We start from the raw sequence: 23,652 nt of genomic DNA on the forward strand, positions 1-23,652 counted from the left end.
AGCCGCCGCCGAGTCCGGTCGCGCCGGATGGCGGCGGGCCGAACTCAATACTGGTAAGTCAATGAGACGCGCACGCTGCGCCCCGGTTCCGTGTACCAATCCACCGGGCGCGGAATCGTGTTGGCGCCCGCGGTCGGCACGTTGATGGCCTCCCAGTACTTCTTGTCGAACAGGTTGAACACGCCAGCCTGCACCTGCAAACCCTTCACCGCGGCCGGGCGCCAATACCCCATCAAATCCACCACCCCGTAGCCCGGCGCCTTGAAGTCGGGATTGGGCGCGTCGGCCGCGGCGTCGGGATACTCGACCTTGTTGCGTTGCAGCGCGGTGGTCAGCAGCGCGTCCACGCCCCACACGTCGCGGCCGTAGCCCAGGCCCAGCACCGCCTTCAGCGGTGCCACGGAATTCAGGTACTGGCCCGTGCCCTCGTCCTTGCCCACGGCCCAGGCCAGCGAGCCCCAGGTGCGCCAGCCGGGCGCGAACTTCCAGTGGGCGCTGGCTTCGGCGCCGTAGATCCGGACCTTTGCGCGATTCACGTTGCCGGTCACGCCCAGCGGGTACTGCCCGGCCCAGCCCGGCTGCCACTGCGGCGAGCCTGCGTTCAGCGGCACATCGCCATCGATAAAGTTCTGATAACGATTATCAAACAACGATACCGCACCGCCCAGGTCGTCGGAACCGATCTTGGCGCCCAGTTCCCAGCCCTTGCTGGTTTCGGGCTTCAGATAGGGGTTGCCCACGCGCAGGTAGGTGCCCGGGCCGCCATAGTTGGTGTAGAGCTGCGTGGCGCTGGGCGCCTTGAATCCGTAGGCGTATTGCGCATAAAGGCTCAGCTCGTCCATCGCCTTCCAGGTGGCCAGCAGCTTCGGCGAGAAGCGGCTGCCGCTGTTGGACGGCGGCAGCGCGCCCGCGTTGGGATTGCTCTCGTAGCTGGCGCTGGACTGCGGCCGCTGCTCGTAGTGGTCGTAGCGCAGGGCCGGCATGACGGTGTAGCGGCCGTCGGCGAAGCTGAACTCGTCCTGCACCCACAAGGCCCACTGGTTGCCCTTGGACTGCGGGACGTCGGCCTGGTTGGTATGCAGCATGTCGCACGAACGCGGGCCGAACGGCGCCGGCAGGCCCGGACGGATCGTCGGGCAGTTGTCGTAGCCGCTGGAGTTCTGTTCGGTCTTGTTGCCGTACCACTCGCCGCCCACCGTCCATAGCTGCGACACGGTCGCGCCCGCCAGCCGCTTGGTCAGTTCGCCGTTCACGCCGAACAGCGTCTGCTGGATGGAATTGCTGCGGCCATAGGGACCGTTGGGGAAACCGTACCGGAAAGGATCGCCGGGAATGATGCGGGCGCGCGAATCGACGCCGCGTATGCCGTTTTGCGAGTTATCCAGCCGCAGGCGCTGCCAGTAGACGACCGCGGTGGCCGTGTCGATCAGGCTGCCGGCGCCGGGCGCGGCGTAGGCGTAGTCCAGCGACACGCGCTCGCGCTCGGTCTCTTTGCTGGTGCTGTTCTCACCCGGCAGATAGCTGGTGCCCGCGCCCTGTTCGAACATGCTGTCGATGTCGGCGTCGCGCTTGAAGTATTCGCCCGTCAGACCGAAGCGGTGGCCGCCTTCGACCCGCTGCTGCAGCTTCAAGAGGAAGCTGCGCTGATCGTAGTCTTCCGGGCTGGGCTTGCTGCGCGCCGGGCCATACCCGCCCACGTCGCCACGGTTGTCCAGTTCATGGCCATTGCGCACGCCGGCCTGCACCAGCCAGAACGTGTTGCTGTGGATCTGGCCGGCCAGCGCGGCGTTGGCGCCCCAACTGCGGTCGGCGGAATCGTAGTCGGTCTTGGCCAGCGCGCCGAAGGTCTTGCCGTCCGTCAGCAGGTCCGACGGGTTCAGCGTATGCAGGTCGGCAATGCCGGAAATCGCGCCGGACCCGCCGCCGCTGGCGTCCGCGCCGCGCACGATATCCAGGCGCGACAGGCTGTTGAAGTCCACTGCCTCAAGGCCGCCCTTCACGCCGCGCGCGCCGTCGTCCAGCCATGGAAGGCGGATGCCGTCCACCCGGGTCAGCACGCGGTCCTGGTCCAGGCCCCGGATGTTGATGCTGTTGTTCTGGCGATTGAAGCTCACGCCCGGCTCGGCGCGCTTGCCCAGGTCGCTCCAGTTCCTGATCTGCAGGTCGTCCATGCGCCTGCGGTCGGTGCTGGTATCCCAGGCCGGCGTGACGGCCGCGCCCTCTCCGTCGACCTGGACCGGCGCCAACTGCGTCACGCCGCCCTGCGGCTGCGACTGCAGCACGAACACGCCGGCGCTGCGTTCGGACACGCCCAGGCCGCTGCCCGCCAGCAGGCGCGAGAAGCCTTCATGCACGGAGTACACCCCATCCAGCCCGGCCGTGCGGCGCTGCCCCACCAGCGCGGCGTCGAACAGCACCGTCACGCCCGCGCTGTCCGCGAAACGCGGCAACGCATCGGCCAGCGCCCCCGCCGGAATGCGATACCCGCGCGCATCGGCCTGCGCGACGGTCTGCGCCTGCGCGCCGGCCGAAGGCAGCACCGCGGCGCACGCGGCGGCCACGGCCAGCGCGGCCTGCATCGCGGCGGCAAATCGGGTCAGCCGGCATTGCTCGCCTTGGGCTGGTCGGGAGCCGCTTGCGCGGCCGGCAGGGAAATAAGCCATGGTCGTCCTTTCGATCCAACAGGTATCGGCATTTGTTTGCCTATACAGACCATGACCCTCGTGAAAACCAGACCGGACAGCGCTGCCTCCGATAATTTGTAAAAGTTCAGGCGCCCAACGGTGCGCGCGGCGCGATCGTCACCCAGTACGGCGTGCGGTAACGCACCTGCACGGGCAAGGTCGCCGGCAAGGCGGCCAGCACCGCATCGGTGTCGTGCAATTGAAAAGCGCCCGAGATGCGCAGGTGCGCGATCTCGGGATCGCAGCGCACGATGCCCTGCCGGTACCGCGCCAGTTCGGCAGCAAAGGCGTCCAGCCGCAATTGGCTGGCGTACAGCACGCCGCGCATCCAATCCCCGGCATGCGGGTCGGCGGGCGCCGGCGGCGAAACGCCTTCCGGCGTCAGGCTGCTCTGCTCGCCGGCCGCCAGGCTGACAAAGCGGCCCGGCTGCGCGGCGGTGCTGACCCGCACCCGCCCCTCTTGCACGCTGACCTGGCAACGCGCGCCCTCCTGGCGCACGCAGAAGCGCGACGCGTGCGCCTCGATATCGCCCTGGCGCGTGCGCACCACGAAGGGTCGCGGATGCGTGGCCGGATCCGCCACCGCATGCACGGCGATCTCGCCGGACCGCAGACGCAGCAGGCGCGTCGAGTCATCGAACAGCACGTCGACGGCGCTGGCGGTATTCAGATGCAAGGTCGAGCCGTCGGCCAGCGTCACGTCGCGCCGCTCGCCGGCCGCGCTGCGGTAGTCGGCGCGCCAGTCCATGGGGCCGGCGCGCCACGCCGCCCAGCCGGCCGGTCCGGCCACCACCAGCGCCACCAGCGTCTTCAGGGCGGCGCGGCGGCTCTTGAACGCGGGCCGGTTCAAGGTGGCCATGCCCAGCGCCGAGGGAATCAGCCCGAAGCGCGCATTCACGCGCTGCGCGCGCTGCCAGGCGTGTTCGTGCTCGGCCTTGCTGGCGCGCCATTGGGCGCACGCGCGCACGTCGGCGTCGGTGGCCCGGTCCGAGCTCAGGCGCAACAGCCAGCGCGCCGCTTCGCGCGCGACGTTGCGCTCGACGGGCGGCAATTCGCCCGCGCCCTCCGCGTGCGCGCTCAGATCACCGCCATGATGCATTGCTCAAGCCCTTTTGCGATGTAGCGGTGTACGGTGCGCAGCGATACCTTCAGCCGTTCGGCGATCTCCGCGTGGCTCAGGCCTTCAAGCTGCGCCATCAGGAAGGCCTGGCGGGCGGGCAGCGGCAGGCCCGCCAGCATCTCGTCGATCTCCTGCAGCGTTTCCAGGATGATCAGGCGCTGTTCCGCCGACGGGGCGAGCGCCTCGGGCATCAGCGCAAGCGCTTCCAGATACGCCAGTTCCACCGAACGGCGGCGATGATGATTCAACAGCAGGCGCTTGGCGATCGTGGTCAGGTAGGCGCGCGGTTCGCGCAAGGCGTCCAGCTCGTGGCGATGGCGCAGCACCCGGACGAACGTGTCCTGGGCCAGATCGGCGGCATCGAAGCTGTTGCCCAGCTTGGCGCGCAGCCAGCCATGCAGCCACCCGTGATGGGTTCGGTACAGAAGATGAACGGTGTCGCCTGAGGCGAGCACGGGATTCGGCACGGATGGCTCCCTGGACTCAATTACAAATAGCAATCAATCTCATTCTAAATGGAAAACCATGATTTAGGTCAAGTCCGCGCCAGAAGCTTTGCGGGGATATCATGCGCACAGATCCGGCCGCCTCCCGCGGCCCTGCTTTCCACAGGCTGACTCCATGCTCTATGCCGCCATCAAATTCGTCCACGTCATGGCCGTGATCCTCTGGGTGGGCGGCATGCTGTTCGCGCACTGTTTCCTGCGGCCGGCGGCCGCGCAGCTGGAACCGCCGGTCCGGCTGCGGCTGATGGCCTCGGTGCTGGGACCGTTCCTGAATGCCGTGCTGGCGGCCATCGTGCTGATCCTGCTGACCGGCGCCGCGATGATCGGGCAGGAAGCCAGCCAGGCGGCGCAGACCGGCGGCGCGTTCTTCATGCCCCCTAGCTGGACCCTCATGGCCGCGGGCGGCATCGTGATGACGGCCATCTACGGCTATATCCGGTTCGTCCTCTACACGCGGCTTGCCGCTGCCGTCGCCGCATCGGCCTGGCCAGCGGGCGGCCAGGCGATGGCCGGCATCCGCCGCTGGGTGGGCGTCAACCTGCTGCTGGGCATCGCCATCGTGGCCGTCATCTTCATGGGATAGCGGGAAAAGGCCGTCCCATGTCCCGCACCGAACGGCTTCTGGACCTGCTGCAGACCCTGCGCCGCCACCGGCTGCCCGTCAGCGGCCACCGGCTGGCCGCCGAAATGGGCATCAGCCTGCGCACGCTGTACCGCGATATCGCGACCCTGCAATGCCAGGGCGCCGAGATCGAGGGCGAGCCGGGCGTGGGCTATGTGCTGCGCCCCGGCTTCCTGCTGCCGCCGCTGATGTTCAGCACCGAGGAGATCGAGGCGCTGGTGCTGGGCACGCGCTGGGTGGCGGGGCGCTCGGACGAGCACCTGGGACTGGCCGCGCGCAATGCGCTGGCCAAGATCGGCGCGGTGCTGCCGCAGGAACTGCGCGACGAGCTGGATGCCATCCCGCTGCTGGTCGGCCCCAGCTCGGAGGCGGTCGTCGACCGCATCGACGTCGCGCTGATCCGCCAGGCCATCCGCGCCGAGCAAAAGCTGGAAATCACGTACCGCGACGACAAGGGCTCGGATTCGGCCCGCGTGATCTGGCCGTTCGCGCTGGGCTTCTTCGACAGCGTGCGCATCGTCATGGCCTGGTGCGAATTGCGTGGCGACTTCCGCCATTTCCGCACGGATCGCATCGCCACCCTGGCCCCCGGGGGCCGCTATCCCCGGCGCCGGCACGCGCTGCTGAAGGAGTGGCGCGCGCTCAACCATGAGCAGAAAAAGTGCTGACGAACACTACTGCCAAAAACTGACAGCACCCCTCTCTACCATGCACGCATCAACCACCAGGAGCGCGTCATGTCAGACACCAATTTCGTCATCTTCTACGTAGAAAAGCCCGAAGCCAGCGCCGCGTTCTACAGCGCCCTGCTACAGCGCCCGCCGCTTCAAAGCTCGCCCACTTTCGCGATGTTCGCGCTCGACTCCGGGCTGATGCTGGGCCTGTGGTCGCGCTACGCCGTGGAACCCGCCGCGGCCGGACGCGGCGGCGCCTCCGAACTGGCCTTCACCGTGGCCGACGCCGACGCCGTCAACCAGCGCCATGTGGACTGGAGCCTGCGCGGCCTGCCCATCCTGCAGGCGCCCACCGGCATGGACTTCGGACACACCTTCGTCGCACTGGACCCCGACGGCCATCGCCTGCGCGTCTTCGCGCCGGCGATGGCGCCCGCCGCCGTCTGACCGTAGTACGCCGCAAGCACCCTGCCCGATCAGCCAGTCCTACCCTCGCTCAGGTCACGGCGGACCGCTGCTTGAACTCCGGCTTGTCCCAGGCGCGGCTGTCCAGCACGTCCTTCAGGATATCGACGGCGTCCCAGACATCGGCGTAGCCGAAGTACAGCGGCGTCAGGCCAAAGCGCAGCACCTCGGGTTCGCGGTAGTCGCCGATCACGCCGCGCGCGATCAGGGCCTGCATCACCTCGAAGCCATTGGGGTGGCGAAAGCTCACGTGGCTGCCGCGTTCCGCGTGCTTGCGCGGCGTGACGAGCGTCAGTGGATGGTCCGCGCAGCGCGATTCGACCAGCGCGATGAACAGGTCGCCCAGCGCCAGCGACTTCCTGCGCACATCGTCCATGCCGGCGGCATGCGCCACGTCCAGGCCGCACTCGACCAGCGACAGCGACACGATCGGCTGCGTGCCGCACAGATAGCGGCGGATGCCGCCCGCGGGCTCGTAGGCCACGGCCATGTCGAAGGGCCGCGTGTGGCCCCACCAGCCCGACAGCGGTTGCCAGAAGTCCTTGGTGTGGCGCGGCGCCACCCAGATGAAGGCGGGCGAGCCCGGGCCGCCATTCAGGTACTTGTAGGTGCAGCCCACCGCGAAGTCGGCGTCGGCGCCGTTCAGGTCCACCGGCACCGCCCCCGCCGCATGCGCCAGGTCCCAGATGGCCAGCGCGCCGCGCTCGTGCGCCAGCGCCGTCACCGCGGCCATGTCGTGCATCTGGCCGCTGCGGTAGTTCACGTGCGACAGCAGCATCACGGCGACGGAATCGTCCAGCGCCTGATCCAGCGGCAGGTCGTCATCGATCAGGCGCATCTCGTAGCCCTGTTGCAGCAGGTCGATCATGCCCTGGATCATGTACAGGTCCGTGGGAAAGTTGTCGCGCTCGGACAGGATGACGCGCCGCCCGGGGCGCGCTTGCTGCTGGATGCGCAGCGCGGCGGCCAGCGACTTGAAGATATTCAGGGAGGTCGTGTCGGTGATGACCAGTTCGCCCTCGCGCGCGCCCAGCAGGCTGCCCAGCTTGTCGCCCAGGCGGGCCGGCAGTTCGAACCAGCCCGCCGTGTTCCAGCTGCGGATCAGGCCGGTGCCCCATTCCTGGGTGATCACGCCCGCGGCGCGGGCGGCGGCGGTCTTGGGCATCACGCCCAGCGAATTGCCGTCCATGTAGAGCACGCCGGGCGGCAGCTCGAACCGGTCTTTCAGGGACGCCAGGGGGTCCTGGCCATCGGCGCGCACGCAGGCTTCGCGGGTGTTCATGGTCACTTCCTTCGAGCAATGTCCTGGCTACATACTATCAGCGCACCCAGGCTCAAAAATTGCAAAACCCACGGTGACACACCTAGGTTTTCCGCATTAAATTGCACATCTGCCAGATTTTTAGAATTGGATTGCAATATGCAGATCGATGCCATAGACCAGCGCATTTTGTGCCGCCTGCAGGAAAACGGCCACCTGAGCAATCAGGACCTGGCCGAGCAGGTGGCGCTGTCGCCCTCGTCCTGCCTGCGGCGCGTGCGCGCCCTGGAAGAAGGCGGCTTCATCCGGAACTACCGCGCGGTGCTGGATGCCGAGAAACTGGGCTTCGAACTGGAGGCCATCGTCCACGTGTCGCTGGACCAGTCCCGCATCGGCTGGCACGAGGCATTCCTGGCCGGCATCGCCCTGCACGACGAGATCACCGAAGCCAGCATCGTGACCGGCGCGTCCAACTACATCCTGACCGTGCGCACGCGGAACCTGACGGCGTTCTCGCAGTTCGTCGAAGACAAGCTCAGCAAGATCCCGGGCGTGCGCGACCTGTGCTCGCACATCGTCATGCGCAAAGTGAAGAACCGGGACGGCATGCTGCCGCTGGCAAGCTGGCGCTGAAGTCCGTGCGCGCCGGGCGCGGGCGGACGCGGGCGGGTCAGGCCGCGCCGTGGCGCAGGAAGCCGAACACCGTCACGAAGTGGCAGGCCGTGCCGGCCATGACGAACAGATGCCAGATGCCGTGCGCGTGGCGCCAGCGCTTGTCGTTCACGTAGAACAGGGTGCCGGCGGTATAGATGGCGGCCCCCGCCAGCAGCCAGCTGAGCCCGGCCGAGGACAGGGCGCCCGCGATCGGGGCGGCGAACAGCACGCCCAGCCAGCCCATGGCCAGGTACAGCGGCAAGGCGGGCGCGGCCCCGCGCGCCCACCACAGCTCGCGGCCGATACCGGCGAAGGCCAGCAGCCAGATCGTCACGCCCATGGCGGCGCCCCAGGCATGGTCCACCGGCCCGAACGCCAGCGGCGTGTAGGTGCCGGCGATCAGCAGATAGATGGCGCAGTGGTCCGCCTTGGCCCACATGGCTTTCCTGCGGCCCTGGGAACAATGGAACAGCGCCGACGACGCATACACGGCAATCATCGATGCCGCGAACACCGCGCAGGCAACGATCTGCCGCGTATCCACCTGCAATTCGGCCGCGCGCGTGATCAATGCACCCGACGCCAGCACCGCCAGCGCCAGGCCGGCCAGATGCGTCACGCCGTTGAATCGTTCGCCTTCCTGCATACGCGCTCCCGCGCCGGCCACGCGCCAGCGTGCTCCATCATGGCGGCCTTGTGTGACAGACGCGGGTCAGTCCCCCGCGACGGCGCGGCGACTTATTACCTGCGGCTATATTTTTACTATTCCTTATGCTTTGTGGAAAAATAGGCCGGTTGTTAGAGTGCCGCTACGCCGGAGGGCATCGCAGGCCCACATGCTCTCCACAGCGATATCGCCTATCCGTGGAGCATTGCCATGAAACTCTTCCGTACGCTTGTCATCGCCGGCCTAGTGCAAGTGGCCGCCCTGTCCGCCGCACATGCGCAGTCGGGTCTGGACCAGATCAAATCCGCCGGCGCGTTCAAGATCGGCACCGAAGGCACCTACGCGCCCTTCACGTTCCACGATGCCTCCGGCCAGCTTACCGGCTTTGACGTGGAAATCGGCCGCGCCATCGCCGAACGCCTGGGCGTGAAGGCCCAGTTCGTCGAAGGCAAGTGGGACGGCCTGATCGCCGGCCTGGATGCCAAGCGCTACGACGCCGTCATCAATCAGGTCGGCATCACCGACGCGCGCCGCGCGAAGTACGATTTTTCCGACCCCTACATCTCGTCGGCCGCCGTGCTGATCGTGCGCGACGACAACACCAGCATCAAGTCGTTCGCGGACCTGAAGGGCAAGAAATCCGCCAATACGCTGACCAGCAATTTCGGCAAGCTGGCGCAAAGCCATGGCGCGGAAGTGATCGCGGTGCAGGGCTTCAATGAAGCCATCGACCTGCTGACCTCCGGCCGGGTCGAAGCCACGGTGAACGACAACCTGTCGTTCCTGGATTTCAAGAAGCAGAAGCCCAACGCCCGCGTGAAGATCGCCGCCACCGACAAGACGGCGGAGTTCAGCAATTCCGGCGTGCTGATCCGCAAGGGCAATCCCGAGCTGCAGGCCGCCATCAACAAGGCGCTGGCCGACATCAAGGCGGACGGCACCTACAAGACCATATCGGTCAAATACTTCGGCACGGACCTGTCGGCGCAGTAAGACACTGGAGCGCACATGACGCTGCCCACCTGGCTGCACACCGTCCTGCCCGACTGGCTGCTGGCGAAGATTGGCGAATGGTCGGTGCCGGCCTGGGTGCAGCTCATGGCGGACTCGTTCTGGCCCCTGCTGCACGCCGGGCTGGTGTTCACGGTGCCGCTCACGCTGATGTCCTTTGCGCTGGGCCTGGCGCTGGCCTTCCTGGTGGCGCTGATCCGGCTGTTCGGCCCCGCCCCGCTGGTGGCGGTGGTGCGTTTCTATGTCTGGCTCATCCGCGGCACGCCGCTGCTGGTGCAGCTTTTCGTGATCTTCTACGGCCTGCCCAGCCTGGGCATCGTGCTGGATCCGCTGCCCGCCGCGCTGATCGGCTTCACGCTGAATGTGGGCGCCTACAACTCCGAGGTGATCCGCGGCGCCATCGAATCCATCACCAAGGGCCAATGGGAAGCGGCGTACTCGTTGAGCATGACGCGCGGCCAGGCCCTGCGCCGCACCATTCTTCCGCAGGCGGCCCGCGTGGCCGTGCCGCCGCTGTCGAATTCCTTCATCGCGCTGGTCAAGGACACCTCGCTGGCAGCGGTGCTGACCGTGCCCGAGATCTTCCAGGCCGCGCAGCGCATCGCCGCCGTCACCTATGAACCGCTGATCCTCTACACCGAAGCCGCGCTGATCTACCTGGCGTTCAGTTCCGTCCTGTCGGCGGCCCAGGTGCGCCTGGAGCGCCGCTTCGGCCAGCATGCGGTGTTTACCGAGAAGACCCGATGATCCGCCTGGAAAAAATCGAAAAGGCATTCGGCGGCAATCCCGTGCTCAAGCAGGTGGATGTGCGGATCGCCGAAGGCAGCGTGACCGCCCTGATCGGCCCCTCCGGCAGCGGCAAGAGCACCCTGCTGCGCTGCGTGAACCTGCTGGAAGTGCCCGACCGCGGCACGCTGGAAATCGGACCGGAGACGGTCGACTTCCAGCCCGGCCGCAAGCTGGCCCGCGAACAGGTCCAGCGCGTGCGCAAGCAGACCGGCATGGTGTTCCAGAACTTTCAGTTGTTCCCGCACCAGACCGTGATCGGCAATGTCATGGAAGGCCTGCTGACGGTGCAGAAGTGGCCGGCCGCCCGCGCCCGCGCGCGGGCGGAAGAACTGCTGCGCAAGGTCGGCATGCAGGAAAAGGCGGACGCCTGGCCCGCCAATCTGTCGGGCGGACAGCAACAGCGCGTGGCGATCGCCCGCGCGCTGGCCCCCGCACCGCGCGTGCTGCTCTGCGACGAACCCACCTCGGCGCTGGATCCCGGCCTGGCGGCCGAAGTGGTGGACGTGCTGCGCCAGCTTGCCGCCGAAGGCATGACCATGCTGATGGCCACGCATGACCTGCGCCTGGCCGCCAGCGTATCGCGCGAAGTGGTGTTCCTGCTGGACGGCCGCGTGGTCGAATCCGGCGATTCCCGCACGGTGTTCACGCGGCCCGCGGACCCCCGCACCGCCGCCTTCATCTCGACGCTGACACAGGAATCGGGGCTGCAGTAGCCGCTATTTCGACGGCAGGGACCCGGCCGGATCGACCGCCTGGCCGTCGTAGCGCAGTTCGAAGTACAGCCCCACCTGCTTGCTGTCGCTGTTGCCCATTTCGGCGATCTTCTGCCCCTGGGTGACGCGCTGCCCTTCCTTGACCAGGAGTTTGCTGTTGTGGGCGTAGATGCTCAGGAAGCTGGCGTTGTGCTTGACGATCACCAGGTGGCCGTAGCCGCGCAGGCCGCTGCCGGAGTAGGCCACCGTGCCCGGCGCCGCGGCCACGACCGGCGTGCCCGACGTATTGCTGATCACGATGCCGTTCGAATGCGCGCCGTCATACCCGCGCGTGACCTTGCCCTGCGCGGGCCAGACCAGCGAGATCGCGCCCGGCGGAGCGGTGCGCCGCTTGCCCGCCGTCGCGGTCGGCTGCTTGGACGGCTGCGGCTTGCTGCGGGCCTTGCTGGGGGTGGACGCGCGCGCCTGTCCGGCGGGCGGATCGACCCGCAGCACCTGGCCGACCTCGATCGAATTGGAATTGGACAGCTTGTTCCATCGGACCAGGTCGCCCACGCTCACCCCTTCCTTGCGCGCGATCTGGTACAGCGTGTCGCCCGACTGGACCCGGTAGTAGCCCGGCTGGACCTTGGTGGTGCCGCAAGCGGACAGCAGCACCAGCATCGCCGCCATCAGCGCGCCCAGCCACAGGCGGGTGCAGGGTCCCGCGCGGCGGGAACCGGCGGGCGCGGCGGAAAAGGTCAAGGTCGAGACTCGCAAGTTCGAAACGGGCAAGGAAAGCGCAGAAACCTGGGGCACTGGGTGGCGTGTCGGAACTAAGTGCGCTCAAGGGTACCAAGAAATTGGGAACGCTTGGCATAGAATGCCTGCATGCCATATCCGACCAGCCTCTTGCGCACGATGCGCGCCCTGCGCGCCCAGGGCGTGCTGTGGCTGGCGCTTTTGGCCCTGGCGCTGCGCGCCCTGGTTCCGTCCGGCTACATGCCCGATGCCCGCGCGCTGCACGACGGCCGGCTGGAGGTCACGTTCTGCTCGGCCGCCGGCAACCTGTCCGTGCTCAGCGTCGCGTTGTCCCCGGACAAGGCCGGCAAGGCGGGCCACGATGCCGCCGGCACCGGCGCGCAATGTCCCTTCGGCCTGCTCGCGCACGTCGCGCCCGCCCCCTCGTCCGCGCTGACGCCCATCCTGCCGACGGCGGCCGCAGAGCCGCCGGTTGCTCCCCCGCATCGCGCCGTTCCCGCACAGCCCGCACAGGGCCCGCCGCTGGGTTCCCGAGCCCCACCGCTTCTGGCCTGACGCCGTTCCGGGCCTGCCCATACCGATAGACACCTTTTCGGTGCGGACAGGCGCCACCGCGCGGCTTTGCCGCGCCCTGCCGACACGTCACCCAGAGGTATACATGCATTCCCTCTTTCCGCACGCGCGTGCTGGCGCGATGCGCGCCGCCGCCCCCGATCCGCGACGGCGCCTGCTGCTGTCTTCCCTTGCCCTGCTGGCCCTGACCGGCTGCGGCCCCGACGCCCCGCCGCTCAACGGGATGGACCTGTCCGGCATGCCGGCGGGAGACTTCCAGTTGCAGGACACCGATGGCCAGGAGCGCCGGCTGGCCGACTACCGCGGCCATCCCGTCATGCTGTTCTTCGGTTTCACGCAATGCCCGGACATCTGCCCGACGGCGTTGACCCGCGCCGTCGAGATCAAGGGCCTGCTGGGCGCGGACGCCGACAAGCTGCGGATCCTGTTCATCACCGTCGATCCCGAGCGCGACACGCCCGAGATCCTGCGCGCGTACACGCAGGCCTTCGACCCGGGCTTTGTCGGCCTGCGCGGCACGGCCGAACAGACCCGCGCCGCCGCCCAGTCCTTCAAAGTCTTCTATCAGAAGGTCCCCACCGGTTCGTCCTACACCATGGACCACACCGCGCTGACCTACATCATCGACGCCCAGGGCAAGCTGCGCCTGGCCCTGCGCCATCAGCAAAGCGCGCAGGAATGCGCGCAAGACCTGCGCACCGTGCTCTGACCCCCGCAAAGGAAACCATCATGAAGAAAATCTCGCTCAAGCCCCTGGCCGCCCTCTTCGCCTTCTGCGCGCTGGCCGGATTCGGTCACGCCGCCCTGGCTCAGGACGCCGCCCTGTCGGTGGAAGACGCCTGGGTGCGCGCCACGGTCCCCAATCAGCACGCGACCGGTGTGTTCATGCGCCTGACGTCCGCCGCGCAAGGGCGGCTGGTCGCCGTGGAATCCCAGGCGGCCAAGCATGTCGAAGTGCATGAGATGGCGATGCAGGACAACGTCATGAAGATGCGCCAGGTGCCCGGCATAGACCTGCCCGCCGGTCAGGCCGTCGAACTCAAGCCCGGCGGCTACCACGTCATGCTGATCGATCTGGCCAGACAGATCACGCCGGGCGATCACGTCCAACTGACGCTGGTCGTGGAGGACGCGGCGCGTCAGCAGCGGCGCGTGCCCGTGGACGCGGTGGCGCGGCCATTGAACGCCCCGGCCGCGCCCGCCGCCGGCCACGGCCATTGATCGATGGGCCAGCGGGACGCTTGCGCCGGACCGCCCTTGCCGTAAAAATCAGGGACAAATGGCGCCGGCCCTGGCCAGCGTCTCCCCCTGATTCACCATACAATGCCAGCACATCCCCCGCCCGCGCCTTCCACGGCCAGGCGGCAGCCGGCCCCTCCCGCCGCGCGCCGGATGCCAGCGTTCCGCGCAGCCGGGCGCCCGTAACTGCCGGCTGGTTGGCCGGCGCCCTTGTGTCTGGATATGCCCGGTAGTTCCGCCTTTTCATTCCTGCGTACCCTCTGCAGCCTGCGCTGGCTCGCCATCGCGGGCCAGGCCGCCACCATCCTGCTGGCCAGCAGCGTGCTGGGCCTGGACCTGCCGCTGGAACCGCTGTGGGTCGGCGTGGGCGTGCTGATCGGCTTCAACGTCTACGCCAGCCTGCGCCTGCGCCATCCCCGCGACCTGTCCCATGCCACGGCCTTCGGCCATTTGTTCGTCGACATGGCGGTGCTGGCCTGGATGGTGGGCTGGAGCGGCGGCATCAGCAACCCGTTCGGGACGATGTTCCTGATCCTGACCGCGCTGGCGGCCCTGGCGCTGCCTCGCAACTGGGCGTTGGCGGCGGCCCTGGCCGGCGTGCTGGGCTATGCCGCCGCCGCCATTTTCGGTCAGCCCCTGCGCGGCGACGTCGATACGCACAACCTGCTGCTGTGGGGCCTGGGCGCCAATTTCCTGATTTCGGTGGTGGTGGTGCTGGTGTTCTCGACCCGCCTGGCGTCGGACCTGCGCGCGCGCGAACGCGAACTTGCGCGCCTGCGCGAACGCTTCACCCGCAACGAAGGCATCGTCGCCCTGGCGACGCACGCCGCCGCGATGGCGCATGAACTCAACACGCCCCTGGCCACCATGACCCTGCTGACCGACGAGATCGCCGCCGAGGTCCATGACGAGGACCTGCGGGCGGACGTCGCCACCCTGGGCCAATTGCTGGCCCTGTGCCGGGAACGCATCCGCAACCTGGCGGTCCCAACTGCCGTGGACCTGGTCCGCGTGGTGGGGCAATGGCGCCTGATCCGGCCCACCATCGACCTGCAGCGCTCGGGCACCCTGCCCACCAGCCTGCGGGTGGATCCGGCCATCGCCCATCTGCTCCAGGCCCTGTTGAATAACGCGGCGGACGCCGGCGAAGCCGCCGAAGCCCCTCGCGTGCACCTGCATCTGGAATACGGTTATGGCGCGCTACGCGGTGAAGTCCGGGACTACGGACGGGGTTTCGATCCCGACCAGACCCTGCTGCCCGCGACCAGCCTGTTCAACAGCGGCAAGCCGGGAGGGCTGGGCGTGGGCCTGGCGCTGTCGCATGCCACCGTCGAACAGATGGGCGGCGAAATGACCATGACCGCTGCCGATGGCGGCGGCACCCGCATCCGCTTCTACCTGCCCCTCGGCAACCCCGGGACCTGAATGTGATGAATGCAAACGATCTTGGCCTGCTGATCGACGACGACGAGCTCTATGTGCGCACCCTGCAGCGCAGCCTGTCGCGCCGCGGGCTGGAAACCAGAACGGCCACCGGCATCGCCGAAGCCCTGCGCGTGGCCGAGGAAATCCGCCCCGCCTTCGCCCTGGTAGACCTGCGCCTGGGCGAAGATTCCGGCCTGACCCTGATCCGTCCGCTGCGCGCCCTGCGCGAGGACATGCGGATCCTGCTGGTCACCGGCTACGCCAGCGTGGCCACCGCCGTCGAAGCCATCAAGCGCGGCGCGGACGACTACCTGCCCAAGCCGGCCACGGCGCCGATGATCCTGCGCACCCTGGGCCTGGTGAAGCCGGAAACAGTTACCATCGAAACGACCATGACGCCGTTGCACCGCCTAGAATGGGAGCACATTCACCAGGCCCTGCACGAAACCGGCGGCAATGTTTCCGCGGCGGCGCGTCTCCTGGGCATGCACCGGCGCTCCTTGCAGCGCAAGCTGGCAAAAAAACCGGGGCCGGAACGTGAAGTCGTAGCGGACTGATTTGTGCGGGTGCGACACATATCCGCCACACCGCTCTGTGCAGGTGCGACATATCGTCGCACCCCTGCGCTTCCTCCGGGGCGTCTGCTCCCCTAGGAAAACCCTGAATCTGCCGCCTAGTGGCCAGATTCCTCCCAGGCAATGCGACCATTCGTCGCACGCTTGACCCAGATCAAACCGATAGGATGGACGTTGCTGCTTGGCAGCATTCCAGTCTGCTGCCCTGCAGCATTTCCCACCTTCCATCCAAGGCTGTACGTGAAACACCCCCTCCTTGCGACCCTTACGCGCATTTTCGGCGTCGGCGCGGTCATGCTGCTTGGCGGCTGCAACATGGAAATCCTCTCCCCCAAGGGAGATATTGGCATCCAGGAAAAGACGTTGCTGCTGACCGCGACCGGGCTCATGCTCCTCGTCGTGATTCCAGTCCTCTTCATGATCGTGGCTTTTGCCTGGAAATACCGCGCATCCAACACCAAAGCTGACTACCAGCCCAAGTGGGCCCACTCCACGGCGATCGAAGTCGTGGTCTGGACCGTCCCTTGTATCATCGTGGCGATTCTTGCCGTGATCACCTGGCGCTCCACGCACGCGCTGGATCCCTACAAGCCGCTCGTTTCCGAACACAAGCCGGTGACCATCGAGGTGGTTTCGCTGGATTGGAAGTGGCTGTTCATCTACCCCGAGTACGACATCGCCACGGTCAACGAGATCGCGTTCCCCGTGGACGTTCCGGTCAACTTCCGGATCACGTCGGCATCGGTCATGAACTCGTTCTTCATTCCCCAGCTCGGCAGCCAGATCTACTCGATGGCCGGCATGGAGACCAAGCTGCACCTGAACGCGCGTGAAGCCGGCACCTACGCCGGTATCTCGGCCAACTACAGCGGCGCCGGTTTCTCCGGCATGCGCTTCAATGCCCACGCCATGTCGCAGGAAGGGTTCGACAACTGGGTCAAGGAAGCCAAGGCTTCCCCCTCCGCCCTGACCCCCGAGGTCTACGCGGAACTGACCAAGCGCAGCGAGCGCAACCCGGTCGTGAAGTACTCGTCGGCGCCGCCCGCCATGTTCGATTTCATCCTGGGCAGCACGATGACCAAGATGGCCGGCGTGGACTCCGCCACGTGCACCTCCACGTCGAATAATCTGATCGCAGGAATCAACTAACAATGCTCGGGAAACTCACCCTCGAGGCCATTCCGTACCATGAACCTATCGTCATGGTTACGCTGGCCGCCGTGTGCCTGGGAGGCCTAGCGGTCTTCGGCGCCGTCACCTACTTCGGCAAGTGGAAGTACCTCTGGACGGAATGGCTCACGTCCGTCGACCACAAGCGCATCGGCGTGATGTACATCATCGTCGCGCTGATCATGCTGCTGCGCGGCTTTGCCGACGCCATCATGATGCGCACCCAGCTGGCGGTCGCCTCCGCCGACTCGGCGGGATTCCTGCCACCGCACCACTACGACCAGATCTTCACCGCCCACGGCGTCATCATGATTTTCTTCATGGCGATGCCTTTCATCACCGGGCTGATGAACATCGTGGTGCCGCTGCAGATCGGCGCCCGCGACGTGGCCTACCCGTTCCTGAACTCGCTGAGCTTCTGGCTGTTCGGCGCCGGCGTCGCGCTGATGATGATCTCGCTGTTCGTGGGCGAATTCGCCGCGACCGGCTGGCTCGCTTATCCGCCGCTGTCCGGGCTGGACTACAGCCCGAGCGTGGGGGTGGATTACTACATCTGGGCCCTGCAGATATCCGGGCTGGGCACCACGCTTAGCGGCATCAACTTCATCGTGACCATCCTGCGCATGCGCGCGCCGGGCATGAGCCTGATGAAGATGCCGATCTTCACGTGGACCTCGCTGGTCACCAACGTCCTGATCGTCGCCGCCTTCCCCGTGCTGGCCGCGACCCTGGCGCTGCTGACGATGGACCGCTACCTGGGCACGCACTTCTTCACGAACGACATGGGCGGCAACGTCATGATGTACGTGAACCTGATCTGGATCTGGGGCCACCCCGAGGTCTACATCCTGGTGCTCCCGGCGTTCGGCGTGTATTCGGAAGTGGTTGCCACCTTCGCCCGCAAGACGCTGTTCGGCTACAAGTCCATGGTCTACGCCACGGCCGCCATCGGCGTGCTGTCGTTCCTGGTCTGGCTGCACCACTTCTTCACCATGGGAGCGGGGGCCAACGTCAATGCCTTCTTCGGCATCGCGACAATGATCATCTCGATCCCGACCGGGGCCAAGATCTTCAACTGGCTGTTCACCATCTACCGCGGCCGCCTGCGCATCACGACGCCGGTGCTGTGGACGCTGGGCTTCATGATCGTGTTCGTCATCGGCGGCATGACCGGCGTGATGCTGGCCATCCCCGGCGTGTCGTTCGTGCTGCACAACAGCCTGTTCCTGATCGCCCACTTCCACAACACCATCATCGGTGGCGTGGTGTTCGGCTGCATCGCCGGCATGACCTACTGGTTCCCGAAGGCGTTCGGCTTCACGCTGAACGAGCGTCTGGGCCGCTATTCGTTCTACTGCTGGTTCGTCGGTTTCTTCATGGCCTTCATGCCCCTGTACATCCTGGGCTTCAAGGGCATGACGCGCCGCCTGAACCATTACGACAACCCCGAATGGCAGCCCTACCTGCTGGTCGCGCTGGCCGGTGCCGCGCTGATCATGCTGGGCATCTGGTTCCTGCTGCAGCAAGTGTTCGTGTCGGTGCGCCAGCGCAAGCAGAACCAGGACGTCACCGGCGATCCCTGGGATGGCCGCACCCTGGAATGGGCGATTTCCTCGCCGGCTCCTTTCTACAACTTCGCCCACGTTCCTCACGTCGATGAACTGGACCAGTTCTGGGAAGACAAGCAAAGCGGCAAGGCCTACAAGCGCCCCGCCAAGTACGAAGACATCCACATGCCGCGCAACACCGCCATCGGCGTGTTCATCGGCGCCTTTGGCCTGGTCATGTGCTTTGCCCTGATCTGGCACATCTGGTGGCTGTCCATCGTCGGCTTCGTCGGCATGATCGGTTCGTTCATTGTTCGCGCCTATGACCGCGACATCGACTACTGGGTCCCGGCCGCGGAAGTCGAACGTATCGAAAACGCTCACTTTGACAAAATGCAGAAGGCCGCCTGAGCCATGATTCAAGCCGTAGCCACCCACCCCCACGCGGGTCACGACGATCACGCGCATCACGACGATGGATCCAAGACCGTTTTCGGTTTCTGGGTCTATCTGATGAGCGACTTGCTGATCTTTTCGGTGCTGTTCGCCACGTTCGCGGTGCTGTCCAACGCCACCGCGGGCGGCCCCACCGGCAAGGAACTGTTCGACCTGAAGTTCGTGCTGGTCGAAACGCTGTTGCTGCTGTTCTCCAGCTTCACCTTCGGCATGGCCAACCTGAACGTCCACGCCAACAACAAGGCCCGCGCAATGGGCTGGTTGATGGTGACGTTCCTGTTTGGCGCGGGCTTCATCGCGATGGAAATCTATGAATTCCATCACCTGATCAGCATCGGCGCCGGTCCGGGCCGCAGCGCCTACCTGTCGGCGTTCTTCACGCTGATCGGCACGCACGGCCTGCACGTCACGTTCGGCCTGATCTGGATCATCGTCCTGCTGGACATGATCCGCCGCCATGGCCTGGACTCGACCAACAAGCGCCGTCTGGCGTGCCTGAGCCTGTTCTGGCACTTCCTGGACATCGTCTGGATCTGCGTCTTCACCTTTGTCTACCTTCTGGGAGCCCTCTGATGTCGCACTCCGCTGCGGCCGCACACGGCCACGACGATCACGCCGCCGACCACGGCAGCCTGAAGTCCTACATCATCGGTTTCGTGCTCTCGCTGCTTCTCACCTTCGGCTCGTTCGGCCTGGTGATGTACGGCGCGTTGTCCCATACCGCCACCATCATCGGCGTGGTGGCGCTGTGCGTGCTCCAGTTGCTGGTGCAACTGGTGTACTTCCTGCACATGGGCGCATCGAAATCGGCCCGCGACAACCTGGCAGCCTTTGTCTTCACCGTGATGATCATCGCCATCATCGTCGGCGGTTCGGCCTGGGTGCTGTACAACATGAACGTCAACATGGGTCACGCCATGTAATGACGGTCCGCCGTTGAAGCAAAAAAACAGGCGCCCCCGGGCGCCTGTTTTTTTTGGCCGGAAGGGGCATTGAATCCGCCCCTTGCTTCCTTGCGATCCCCGGCTACCCGGGCGCCTTCACGGTCAACGCCACGTTCGCGCGCCGCGCAAGTTCGGCCGCCGTCACGCCAACAAAGGGTTGCACGCGCGACTGCTGGTTAAGGTCGCAGGCGGCCGCGCCCGCGGCGCCGTCCAGCACCTGCCGCACGGCGCGCGCGCCCATCGGGCCGACCGGACCGCTGTTGTCCAGTTGCCAGGCCAGCATGTCCGCCACCGCCATGCCGCAGCGCCACGGCGTGCGGTAGAGGCCGGCATCGTGCTCCAGCAGCATGTTGACCTTGGCGTCCTTGCCCAGGCGCAGCATCGTCACCAGCGGCAGCGCATCGGCGTCGGCAACGCCTTCGATGCGGATGCCCGGGTCCGTCCGGTCGGAAGCATCCGCGCCCCGCTCCAGCCAGTTCAGATAGAGATCGTCGGGCAGCCACGGCAGGCTGGCTGGCGCAATGCCGTTGCTGTTCATGCCCGTCGCGTCATCCGTCCTGGACAGAGGCACGCCGGCCGCCAGCAGGCGCTCCGCGACGGCGCGCAGCTTGGCGCGCTGGGCATCCCAGGCCTCGCTGTTCCGATTGACGGATGCACGGATTTCGACCTGGTTCCAGACGCTCAACAGGCTGGACAGCGCCTCCGGCGTCAAAGGCGCTTGCGGCTTCGCGGCGGCCTGGGCCAGCCGGTCCACCAGCGCGGGCTGCAGGTAGCGGACGGCGATGCTCAGCGCCTCGTTCAGACCATTGCGCTCGGGCGTCTTGCCGCTGCCGTAGCCGCCCGCCGCCGGATCCGCGCCATGGTCCAGCACGTAGGTCACGCGTTCGGGAACCGGATACACGGCCGTGGGCGTGAGTTCGCCCGTGGAGGATTCGCGCAGCGCTTCGAGCAGCGGCGTTTCCCACATGGCGCGATTGCCGTAGTACATGCGGATATAGGCGGCGTTGATGTCCGCCCCCTTGGCCAGCAGCTTCTCGGCGAACCAGAATTTCTTGGGGCTTTGCAGCGCGGCGTGCAGCAGCGTGCGCCCGTTCTTCTCGCGCGCGTTCGGGTTGGCGCCCTTGTCCAGCAGATACGCCAGATTGTCCTGGTCTTCGCTGTAGTAGGAGATGCGCCGCATCAGCAAAGGCGTGCCGTTCGAGTCGACCGCGTCCACGGTCGCGCCCGCCGCGATCAGCATGTCCGCCAGCGCATAGCGCTCCGCCGCCGGACGCGTGTCCTTGGCGTCGGGCAGCGCGCTGGCCAGCAGCGGAAAGCCATTGTTGGGGCCATCGGCCTTTGCGCCCGCGTCCAGCAAGGCCCGCGCGATCTGCATCTGCTTGCGCGACACGGCCCCCGCCAAAGCGGACGTGCCGTTTTCGTTCACGCCGTCGGGGTCCTGCCCGCCCGCCAGCTCGGCGCGCACCGCATCCAGGTCATCCGCGGAGATCGCCTTGAAGATCGCCAGCCGCGGCCGGCAGGCATCACGGGTCAGCGACTTCTCATCCAGGGCGGCGCCGATGCGGCTGGCAATATTGGCGGGGATGGGCTCCTTGGCCGCCAGGCGCCGCGAGCAATACAGCCGGTAGTCCTCGCGCGCCAGGGCTTCGAAGTAGCCGCGCTTGTCGCTGGCTTTTCCGCGCTGCGCCCAGCGGGCGTCGCCGCGGTTCAGATAGGCCGCCGTGCGCGCGGGATCGCGCCGCAGCACATCGCCGAGAATCCGGTCCGCCTGCGCCGCGTCGCCGGATTCGGCCAGCCAGAAGCCGTAGTCGTTCAGGGCCGTCAGCATGTCCGCGTCCTTGCCGCCGGGGTCGATCTCGCGGTAGTCCTGCTCCATGACGAAACGGCGCAGGTCCGCCAGCGCGCGGCTGAACTCGGCCGTCTTCGCGCGCGGGATCGCGCGCGCCACTTGATGCAGGGTGCGGAAGGTGGCCGTCACGTCGAGCGGGGTGCGATGTTCAAAACGCACCTCCGCGGGAAACGTCTTCATGCGCCCGGGATAGTCCGTCAGCGCCGGCCGCAACGACGCCAGCGCCTGCGCGCGGCGCGCCTCGTCCCAGGGACGGCTGCTGGTGATGACCGCCAGCCGGGCGTCGGCGGATACCGTGGCGGCCTCGCCGGTTTCATCCACCAGGTAGCCATTGGCCTCGGCGTCGCCCGCGCCGTCGTGGCGGTAGCCCACCCAGTAGAACGTCTCCGCGCCGCGCGGCGGCCGGACGCTCACGTTTTCCTCGCGCGACGCATTCCACCGCGCGGGGTCGATCACAAGCGGTTGGGACCGGAAGTCCAGCCGGAACGCCTTGCCGTCCTCCCTGATATAGCGATACAGATAAAGGCGGTTTTCCATCTGACCGACCAGCACCGCATCCTTGACGTTCTCGGTGCCCCACGCGCGCCGCTCCGGTTCCCGCAACGGGTATCGGGACAGGCGCATCGATTCGATGACGGCGCCGATATCGTAGGCCTGGGCGGGCGGCGGCGCCGCCGCCAGGCCGGCCAGCGCCAGCGCGACGGCGCCGAACGAACGGGAAACTGCGGGGCGGAAGATGCGCGGCATGCGTCGGTGAAGTGATGCGAAGGAAAAGGATGCCGATGATACCCGCCCGGCGGTTTGCTCTCGCCTTGCTGGGCCACGCGCCTCCCGGGTATCCGAAGGGCGGTTCGGGACTGCGCGACCGAACGGCGGCATTCGCCGGCCAGCGCTTTCCAACATTGCTGGCGAGGAATGTTGAACGGCGATGGCAAGGAGTGCATTGATCGCTCAGCCAGAAACTCGTTGCTAACACGGATCGGGCCAAATTTGACCCGACCGGGTCAAATTTGGCCCGATCCCTTTCCTTAGTTATCAATGGCTTATAAAACGCCGGGTCAAACTTGGCCCGGTTTTTCGTTGAAAACCTGGTTTTTTGGCGCCGTGGCCCCCTAGAACAAGCATCCATGGGTCGGAACCGCCCCTACTTCATTGATTCTTATGGGTTTATTTTGAATTCCTGAAACTGGCACGGACTTTGCATATGTCGCCGGTATCCCTGCTTCGGGATATTCCGGCCCTGAACGGGCCTTAACGACGACAACGGAGTTCCGTCATGCCTACCCCCGCCTACATCAGCATCACCGGCAAAACCCAGGGCAACATCACCCAGGGCGCCTTCACCGCCGACTCGGTCGGCAACGTCTACGTGGAAGGCCACGAAGACCAGATCCTGGTCCAAGAGATCGAGCACCGCGTCAACACCCCGACCGACCCGCAAAGCGGCCAACCCTCCGGCCAGCGCGTGCACAAGCCCTTCACCTTCACCAGCGCGCTCAACAAGGCCACGCCCTTGATGTACCAGGCCCTGGCCGCCGGCGAAATGCTGCCCAAGGTGGAAGTGAAGTGGTACCGCACGTCCATCGACGGCAAACAGGAACACTTCTTCACGACCGAACTCGAAGACGCCACGATCGTGGACATCACCAGCGTGCTGCCGCACGCGCAGGACCCCAGCAAGTCGGACTACACGCAGCTGATCAAGGTGGCCATGGCCTACCGCAAGATCACCTGGACGCACGCGATCGCGGGCACGGAAGCCTCGGACGACTGGCGCAAGCCGCTGGAAGGCTGAGCCGGGCCGGGCTGAGCTGAGCTGGTCCAGGGTGAGCTGAGCTGGGCTCAGATGAGAGATTGGCTCGACAAGCCCGCTTGTTCAAGCAGGGCCCGGGAGTCCGCCGCAAGCGGTGACTCCGTCCTGTTTTTGTTCTTACGCAGCCGGAACGATTGTTTCCATCGTTCCGGTT

At 66.5% G+C, this 23,652-nt stretch carries 24 protein-coding genes; 17 read left to right on the plus strand and 7 right to left on the minus strand.

Going from position 1 to position 23,652, the window contains the following annotated elements; all coding sequences use genetic code 11:
- Positions 1-44: 44 nt before the first annotated feature.
- From ASE30_RS10255 to ASE30_RS10265, 3 genes are all read right to left on the minus strand, one after another.
- Entirely contained in the window at positions 45-2,663 is a 2,619-nt protein-coding gene (locus ASE30_RS10255; RefSeq protein ID WP_057284199.1) for a TonB-dependent receptor, read from the minus strand.
- Between the two features lie 106 nt (positions 2,664-2,769).
- Positions 2,770-3,783, minus strand: a complete 1,014-nt coding sequence (locus ASE30_RS10260; RefSeq protein WP_057284200.1) for a FecR domain-containing protein — start codon at positions 3,781-3,783, stop codon at positions 2,770-2,772.
- The gene (locus ASE30_RS10265; RefSeq protein ID WP_057284201.1) at positions 3,762-4,271 is read right to left on the minus strand and encodes a sigma-70 family RNA polymerase sigma factor; all 510 of its coding nucleotides are present in this window, start codon (positions 4,269-4,271) and stop codon (positions 3,762-3,764) included. The genes ASE30_RS10260 and ASE30_RS10265 overlap by 22 nt, the downstream gene beginning before the upstream one ends.
- Positions 4,272-4,425: 154 nt before the next feature.
- On the opposite strand from ASE30_RS10265, the gene ASE30_RS10270 reads away from it, so the two are divergent.
- From ASE30_RS10270 to ASE30_RS10280, 3 genes are all read left to right on the plus strand, one after another.
- Entirely contained in the window at positions 4,426-4,893 is a 468-nt protein-coding gene (locus ASE30_RS10270; protein ID WP_057284202.1) for a CopD family protein, read from the plus strand.
- Positions 4,894-4,910: 17 nt separating this feature from the next.
- Positions 4,911-5,600, plus strand: coding sequence for a YafY family protein (locus tag ASE30_RS10275; RefSeq protein WP_057284203.1), 690 nt, complete (start codon positions 4,911-4,913; stop codon positions 5,598-5,600).
- 69 nt (positions 5,601-5,669) lie between these two features.
- Positions 5,670-6,053 (plus strand): VOC family protein, encoded by a 384-nt coding sequence (locus ASE30_RS10280; RefSeq protein ID WP_057284204.1) that lies wholly within the window; start codon positions 5,670-5,672, stop codon positions 6,051-6,053.
- 49 nt (positions 6,054-6,102) lie between these two features.
- Here the strand turns inward: ASE30_RS10280 and kynU are convergent, their stop codons facing one another.
- Positions 6,103-7,353: a kynureninase gene (kynU, locus tag ASE30_RS10285; protein WP_057284205.1), complete on the minus strand. Its 1,251-nt coding sequence runs from the start codon at positions 7,351-7,353 to the stop codon at positions 6,103-6,105.
- Between the two features lie 138 nt (positions 7,354-7,491).
- Here kynU and ASE30_RS10290 point away from each other — a divergent pair, with 138 nt between their 5' ends.
- On the plus strand, positions 7,492-7,965 hold the full coding sequence (locus ASE30_RS10290) for an Lrp/AsnC family transcriptional regulator (RefSeq protein WP_057284206.1): 474 nt from the start codon (positions 7,492-7,494) through the stop codon (positions 7,963-7,965).
- A gap of 37 nt (positions 7,966-8,002) precedes the next feature.
- On the opposite strand, the gene ASE30_RS10295 is transcribed toward ASE30_RS10290, so the two are convergent.
- On the minus strand, positions 8,003-8,632 hold the full coding sequence (locus ASE30_RS10295; RefSeq protein ID WP_057284207.1) for a hemolysin III family protein: 630 nt from the start codon (positions 8,630-8,632) through the stop codon (positions 8,003-8,005).
- A gap of 231 nt (positions 8,633-8,863) precedes the next feature.
- On the opposite strand from ASE30_RS10295, the gene ASE30_RS10300 reads away from it, so the two are divergent.
- From ASE30_RS10300 to ASE30_RS10310, 3 genes are all read left to right on the plus strand, one after another.
- A complete protein-coding gene (locus ASE30_RS10300; protein WP_057284208.1) occupies positions 8,864-9,646 on the plus strand; it encodes an amino acid ABC transporter substrate-binding protein in 783 nt (260 codons plus the stop codon).
- Positions 9,647-9,730: 84 nt separating this feature from the next.
- Positions 9,731-10,411, plus strand: a complete 681-nt coding sequence (locus ASE30_RS10305; protein WP_057284326.1) for an ABC transporter permease subunit — start codon at positions 9,731-9,733, stop codon at positions 10,409-10,411.
- Positions 10,408-11,166 carry an amino acid ABC transporter ATP-binding protein gene (locus ASE30_RS10310; RefSeq protein ID WP_057284209.1) on the plus strand — a complete coding sequence of 253 codons (759 nt, stop codon included), beginning with the start codon at positions 10,408-10,410 and terminating at the stop codon, positions 11,164-11,166. Before ASE30_RS10305 ends, ASE30_RS10310 begins: the two co-directional genes overlap by 4 nt.
- 3 nt (positions 11,167-11,169) lie before the next feature.
- Here the strand turns inward: ASE30_RS10310 and ASE30_RS10315 are convergent, their stop codons facing one another.
- On the minus strand, positions 11,170-11,838 hold the full coding sequence (locus tag ASE30_RS10315; protein ID WP_057284327.1) for a peptidoglycan DD-metalloendopeptidase family protein: 669 nt from the start codon (positions 11,836-11,838) through the stop codon (positions 11,170-11,172).
- Between the two features lie 198 nt (positions 11,839-12,036).
- Between ASE30_RS10315 and ASE30_RS10320 the strand changes: the two genes are divergently transcribed.
- The 9 genes from ASE30_RS10320 (at position 12,037) to cyoD (ending at position 19,815) form a co-directional block, all read left to right on the plus strand.
- The gene (locus ASE30_RS10320; protein WP_057284210.1) at positions 12,037-12,462 is read left to right on the plus strand and encodes a DUF2946 family protein; all 426 of its coding nucleotides are present in this window, start codon (positions 12,037-12,039) and stop codon (positions 12,460-12,462) included.
- Between the two features lie 103 nt (positions 12,463-12,565).
- Positions 12,566-13,189: an SCO family protein gene (locus tag ASE30_RS10325; RefSeq protein WP_057284211.1), complete on the plus strand. Its 624-nt coding sequence runs from the start codon at positions 12,566-12,568 to the stop codon at positions 13,187-13,189.
- Between the two features lie 20 nt (positions 13,190-13,209).
- The gene (locus ASE30_RS10330; RefSeq protein ID WP_057284212.1) at positions 13,210-13,701 is read left to right on the plus strand and encodes a copper chaperone PCu(A)C; all 492 of its coding nucleotides are present in this window, start codon (positions 13,210-13,212) and stop codon (positions 13,699-13,701) included.
- Positions 13,702-13,941: 240 nt separating this feature from the next.
- Complete coding sequence (locus ASE30_RS10335; RefSeq protein WP_057284213.1) at positions 13,942-15,144, plus strand: ATP-binding protein; 1,203 nt, start codon at positions 13,942-13,944, stop codon at positions 15,142-15,144.
- A gap of 5 nt (positions 15,145-15,149) precedes the next feature.
- On the plus strand, positions 15,150-15,701 hold the full coding sequence (locus ASE30_RS10340) for a response regulator transcription factor (protein WP_056326369.1): 552 nt from the start codon (positions 15,150-15,152) through the stop codon (positions 15,699-15,701).
- 258 nt (positions 15,702-15,959) lie between these two features.
- Positions 15,960-16,868 carry a ubiquinol oxidase subunit II gene (cyoA, locus tag ASE30_RS10345; RefSeq protein ID WP_057284214.1) on the plus strand — a complete coding sequence of 303 codons (909 nt, stop codon included), beginning with the start codon at positions 15,960-15,962 and terminating at the stop codon, positions 16,866-16,868.
- A gap of 2 nt (positions 16,869-16,870) precedes the next feature.
- Positions 16,871-18,847, plus strand: coding sequence for a cytochrome o ubiquinol oxidase subunit I (cyoB, locus tag ASE30_RS10350; RefSeq protein WP_057284215.1), 1,977 nt, complete (start codon positions 16,871-16,873; stop codon positions 18,845-18,847).
- A gap of 3 nt (positions 18,848-18,850) precedes the next feature.
- Positions 18,851-19,465 (plus strand): cytochrome o ubiquinol oxidase subunit III, encoded by a 615-nt coding sequence (cyoC, locus tag ASE30_RS10355; RefSeq protein WP_057284216.1) that lies wholly within the window; start codon positions 18,851-18,853, stop codon positions 19,463-19,465.
- Positions 19,465-19,815 (plus strand): cytochrome o ubiquinol oxidase subunit IV, encoded by a 351-nt coding sequence (gene cyoD / locus ASE30_RS10360; protein WP_057284217.1) that lies wholly within the window; start codon positions 19,465-19,467, stop codon positions 19,813-19,815. Before cyoC ends, cyoD begins: the two co-directional genes overlap by 1 nt.
- A gap of 103 nt (positions 19,816-19,918) precedes the next feature.
- On the opposite strand, the gene ASE30_RS10365 is transcribed toward cyoD, so the two are convergent.
- On the minus strand, positions 19,919-22,432 hold the full coding sequence (locus ASE30_RS10365) for an ankyrin repeat domain-containing protein (protein WP_057284218.1): 2,514 nt from the start codon (positions 22,430-22,432) through the stop codon (positions 19,919-19,921).
- A 529-nt stretch (positions 22,433-22,961) separates the two neighbouring features.
- Between ASE30_RS10365 and ASE30_RS10370 the strand changes: the two genes are divergently transcribed.
- The gene (locus ASE30_RS10370) at positions 22,962-23,480 is read left to right on the plus strand and encodes an Hcp family type VI secretion system effector (RefSeq protein WP_057284219.1); all 519 of its coding nucleotides are present in this window, start codon (positions 22,962-22,964) and stop codon (positions 23,478-23,480) included.
- Positions 23,481-23,652: the final 172 nt, after the last annotated feature.

This window comes from Achromobacter sp. Root83 (assembly GCF_001428845.1).
Lineage (GTDB): Bacteria > Pseudomonadota > Gammaproteobacteria > Burkholderiales > Burkholderiaceae_B > Achromobacter.

Excerpts from the sequence above, each read along its gene's own strand:
- ASE30_RS10255 (WP_057284199.1), bottom strand. The coding sequence starts at position 2,663 with ATGGCTTATTTCCCTGCCGGCCGCGCAAGCGGCTCCCGACCAGCCCAA.
- ASE30_RS10260 (WP_057284200.1), bottom strand. The coding sequence starts at position 3,783 with ATGCATCATGGCGGTGATCTGAGCGCGCACGCGGAGGGCGCGGGCGAA.
- ASE30_RS10270 (WP_057284202.1), top strand. The coding sequence starts at position 4,426 with ATGCTCTATGCCGCCATCAAATTCGTCCACGTCATGGCCGTGATCCTC.
- ASE30_RS10275 (WP_057284203.1), top strand. The coding sequence starts at position 4,911 with ATGTCCCGCACCGAACGGCTTCTGGACCTGCTGCAGACCCTGCGCCGC.
- ASE30_RS10280 (WP_057284204.1), top strand. The coding sequence starts at position 5,670 with ATGTCAGACACCAATTTCGTCATCTTCTACGTAGAAAAGCCCGAAGCC.
- kynU (WP_057284205.1), bottom strand. The coding sequence starts at position 7,353 with ATGAACACCCGCGAAGCCTGCGTGCGCGCCGATGGCCAGGACCCCCTG.
- ASE30_RS10290 (WP_057284206.1), top strand. The coding sequence starts at position 7,492 with ATGCAGATCGATGCCATAGACCAGCGCATTTTGTGCCGCCTGCAGGAA.
- ASE30_RS10295 (WP_057284207.1), bottom strand. The coding sequence starts at position 8,632 with ATGCAGGAAGGCGAACGATTCAACGGCGTGACGCATCTGGCCGGCCTG.
- ASE30_RS10300 (WP_057284208.1), top strand. The coding sequence starts at position 8,864 with ATGAAACTCTTCCGTACGCTTGTCATCGCCGGCCTAGTGCAAGTGGCC.
- ASE30_RS10310 (WP_057284209.1), top strand. The coding sequence starts at position 10,408 with ATGATCCGCCTGGAAAAAATCGAAAAGGCATTCGGCGGCAATCCCGTG.
- ASE30_RS10315 (WP_057284327.1), bottom strand. The coding sequence starts at position 11,838 with ATGGCGGCGATGCTGGTGCTGCTGTCCGCTTGCGGCACCACCAAGGTC.
- ASE30_RS10320 (WP_057284210.1), top strand. The coding sequence starts at position 12,037 with ATGCCATATCCGACCAGCCTCTTGCGCACGATGCGCGCCCTGCGCGCC.
- ASE30_RS10325 (WP_057284211.1), top strand. The coding sequence starts at position 12,566 with ATGCATTCCCTCTTTCCGCACGCGCGTGCTGGCGCGATGCGCGCCGCC.
- ASE30_RS10330 (WP_057284212.1), top strand. The coding sequence starts at position 13,210 with ATGAAGAAAATCTCGCTCAAGCCCCTGGCCGCCCTCTTCGCCTTCTGC.
- ASE30_RS10335 (WP_057284213.1), top strand. The coding sequence starts at position 13,942 with ATGCCCGGTAGTTCCGCCTTTTCATTCCTGCGTACCCTCTGCAGCCTG.
- ASE30_RS10340 (WP_056326369.1), top strand. The coding sequence starts at position 15,150 with ATGAATGCAAACGATCTTGGCCTGCTGATCGACGACGACGAGCTCTAT.
- cyoB (WP_057284215.1), top strand. The coding sequence starts at position 16,871 with ATGCTCGGGAAACTCACCCTCGAGGCCATTCCGTACCATGAACCTATC.
- cyoC (WP_057284216.1), top strand. The coding sequence starts at position 18,851 with ATGATTCAAGCCGTAGCCACCCACCCCCACGCGGGTCACGACGATCAC.
- cyoD (WP_057284217.1), top strand. The coding sequence starts at position 19,465 with ATGTCGCACTCCGCTGCGGCCGCACACGGCCACGACGATCACGCCGCC.
- ASE30_RS10365 (WP_057284218.1), bottom strand. The coding sequence starts at position 22,432 with ATGCCGCGCATCTTCCGCCCCGCAGTTTCCCGTTCGTTCGGCGCCGTC.
- ASE30_RS10370 (WP_057284219.1), top strand. The coding sequence starts at position 22,962 with ATGCCTACCCCCGCCTACATCAGCATCACCGGCAAAACCCAGGGCAAC.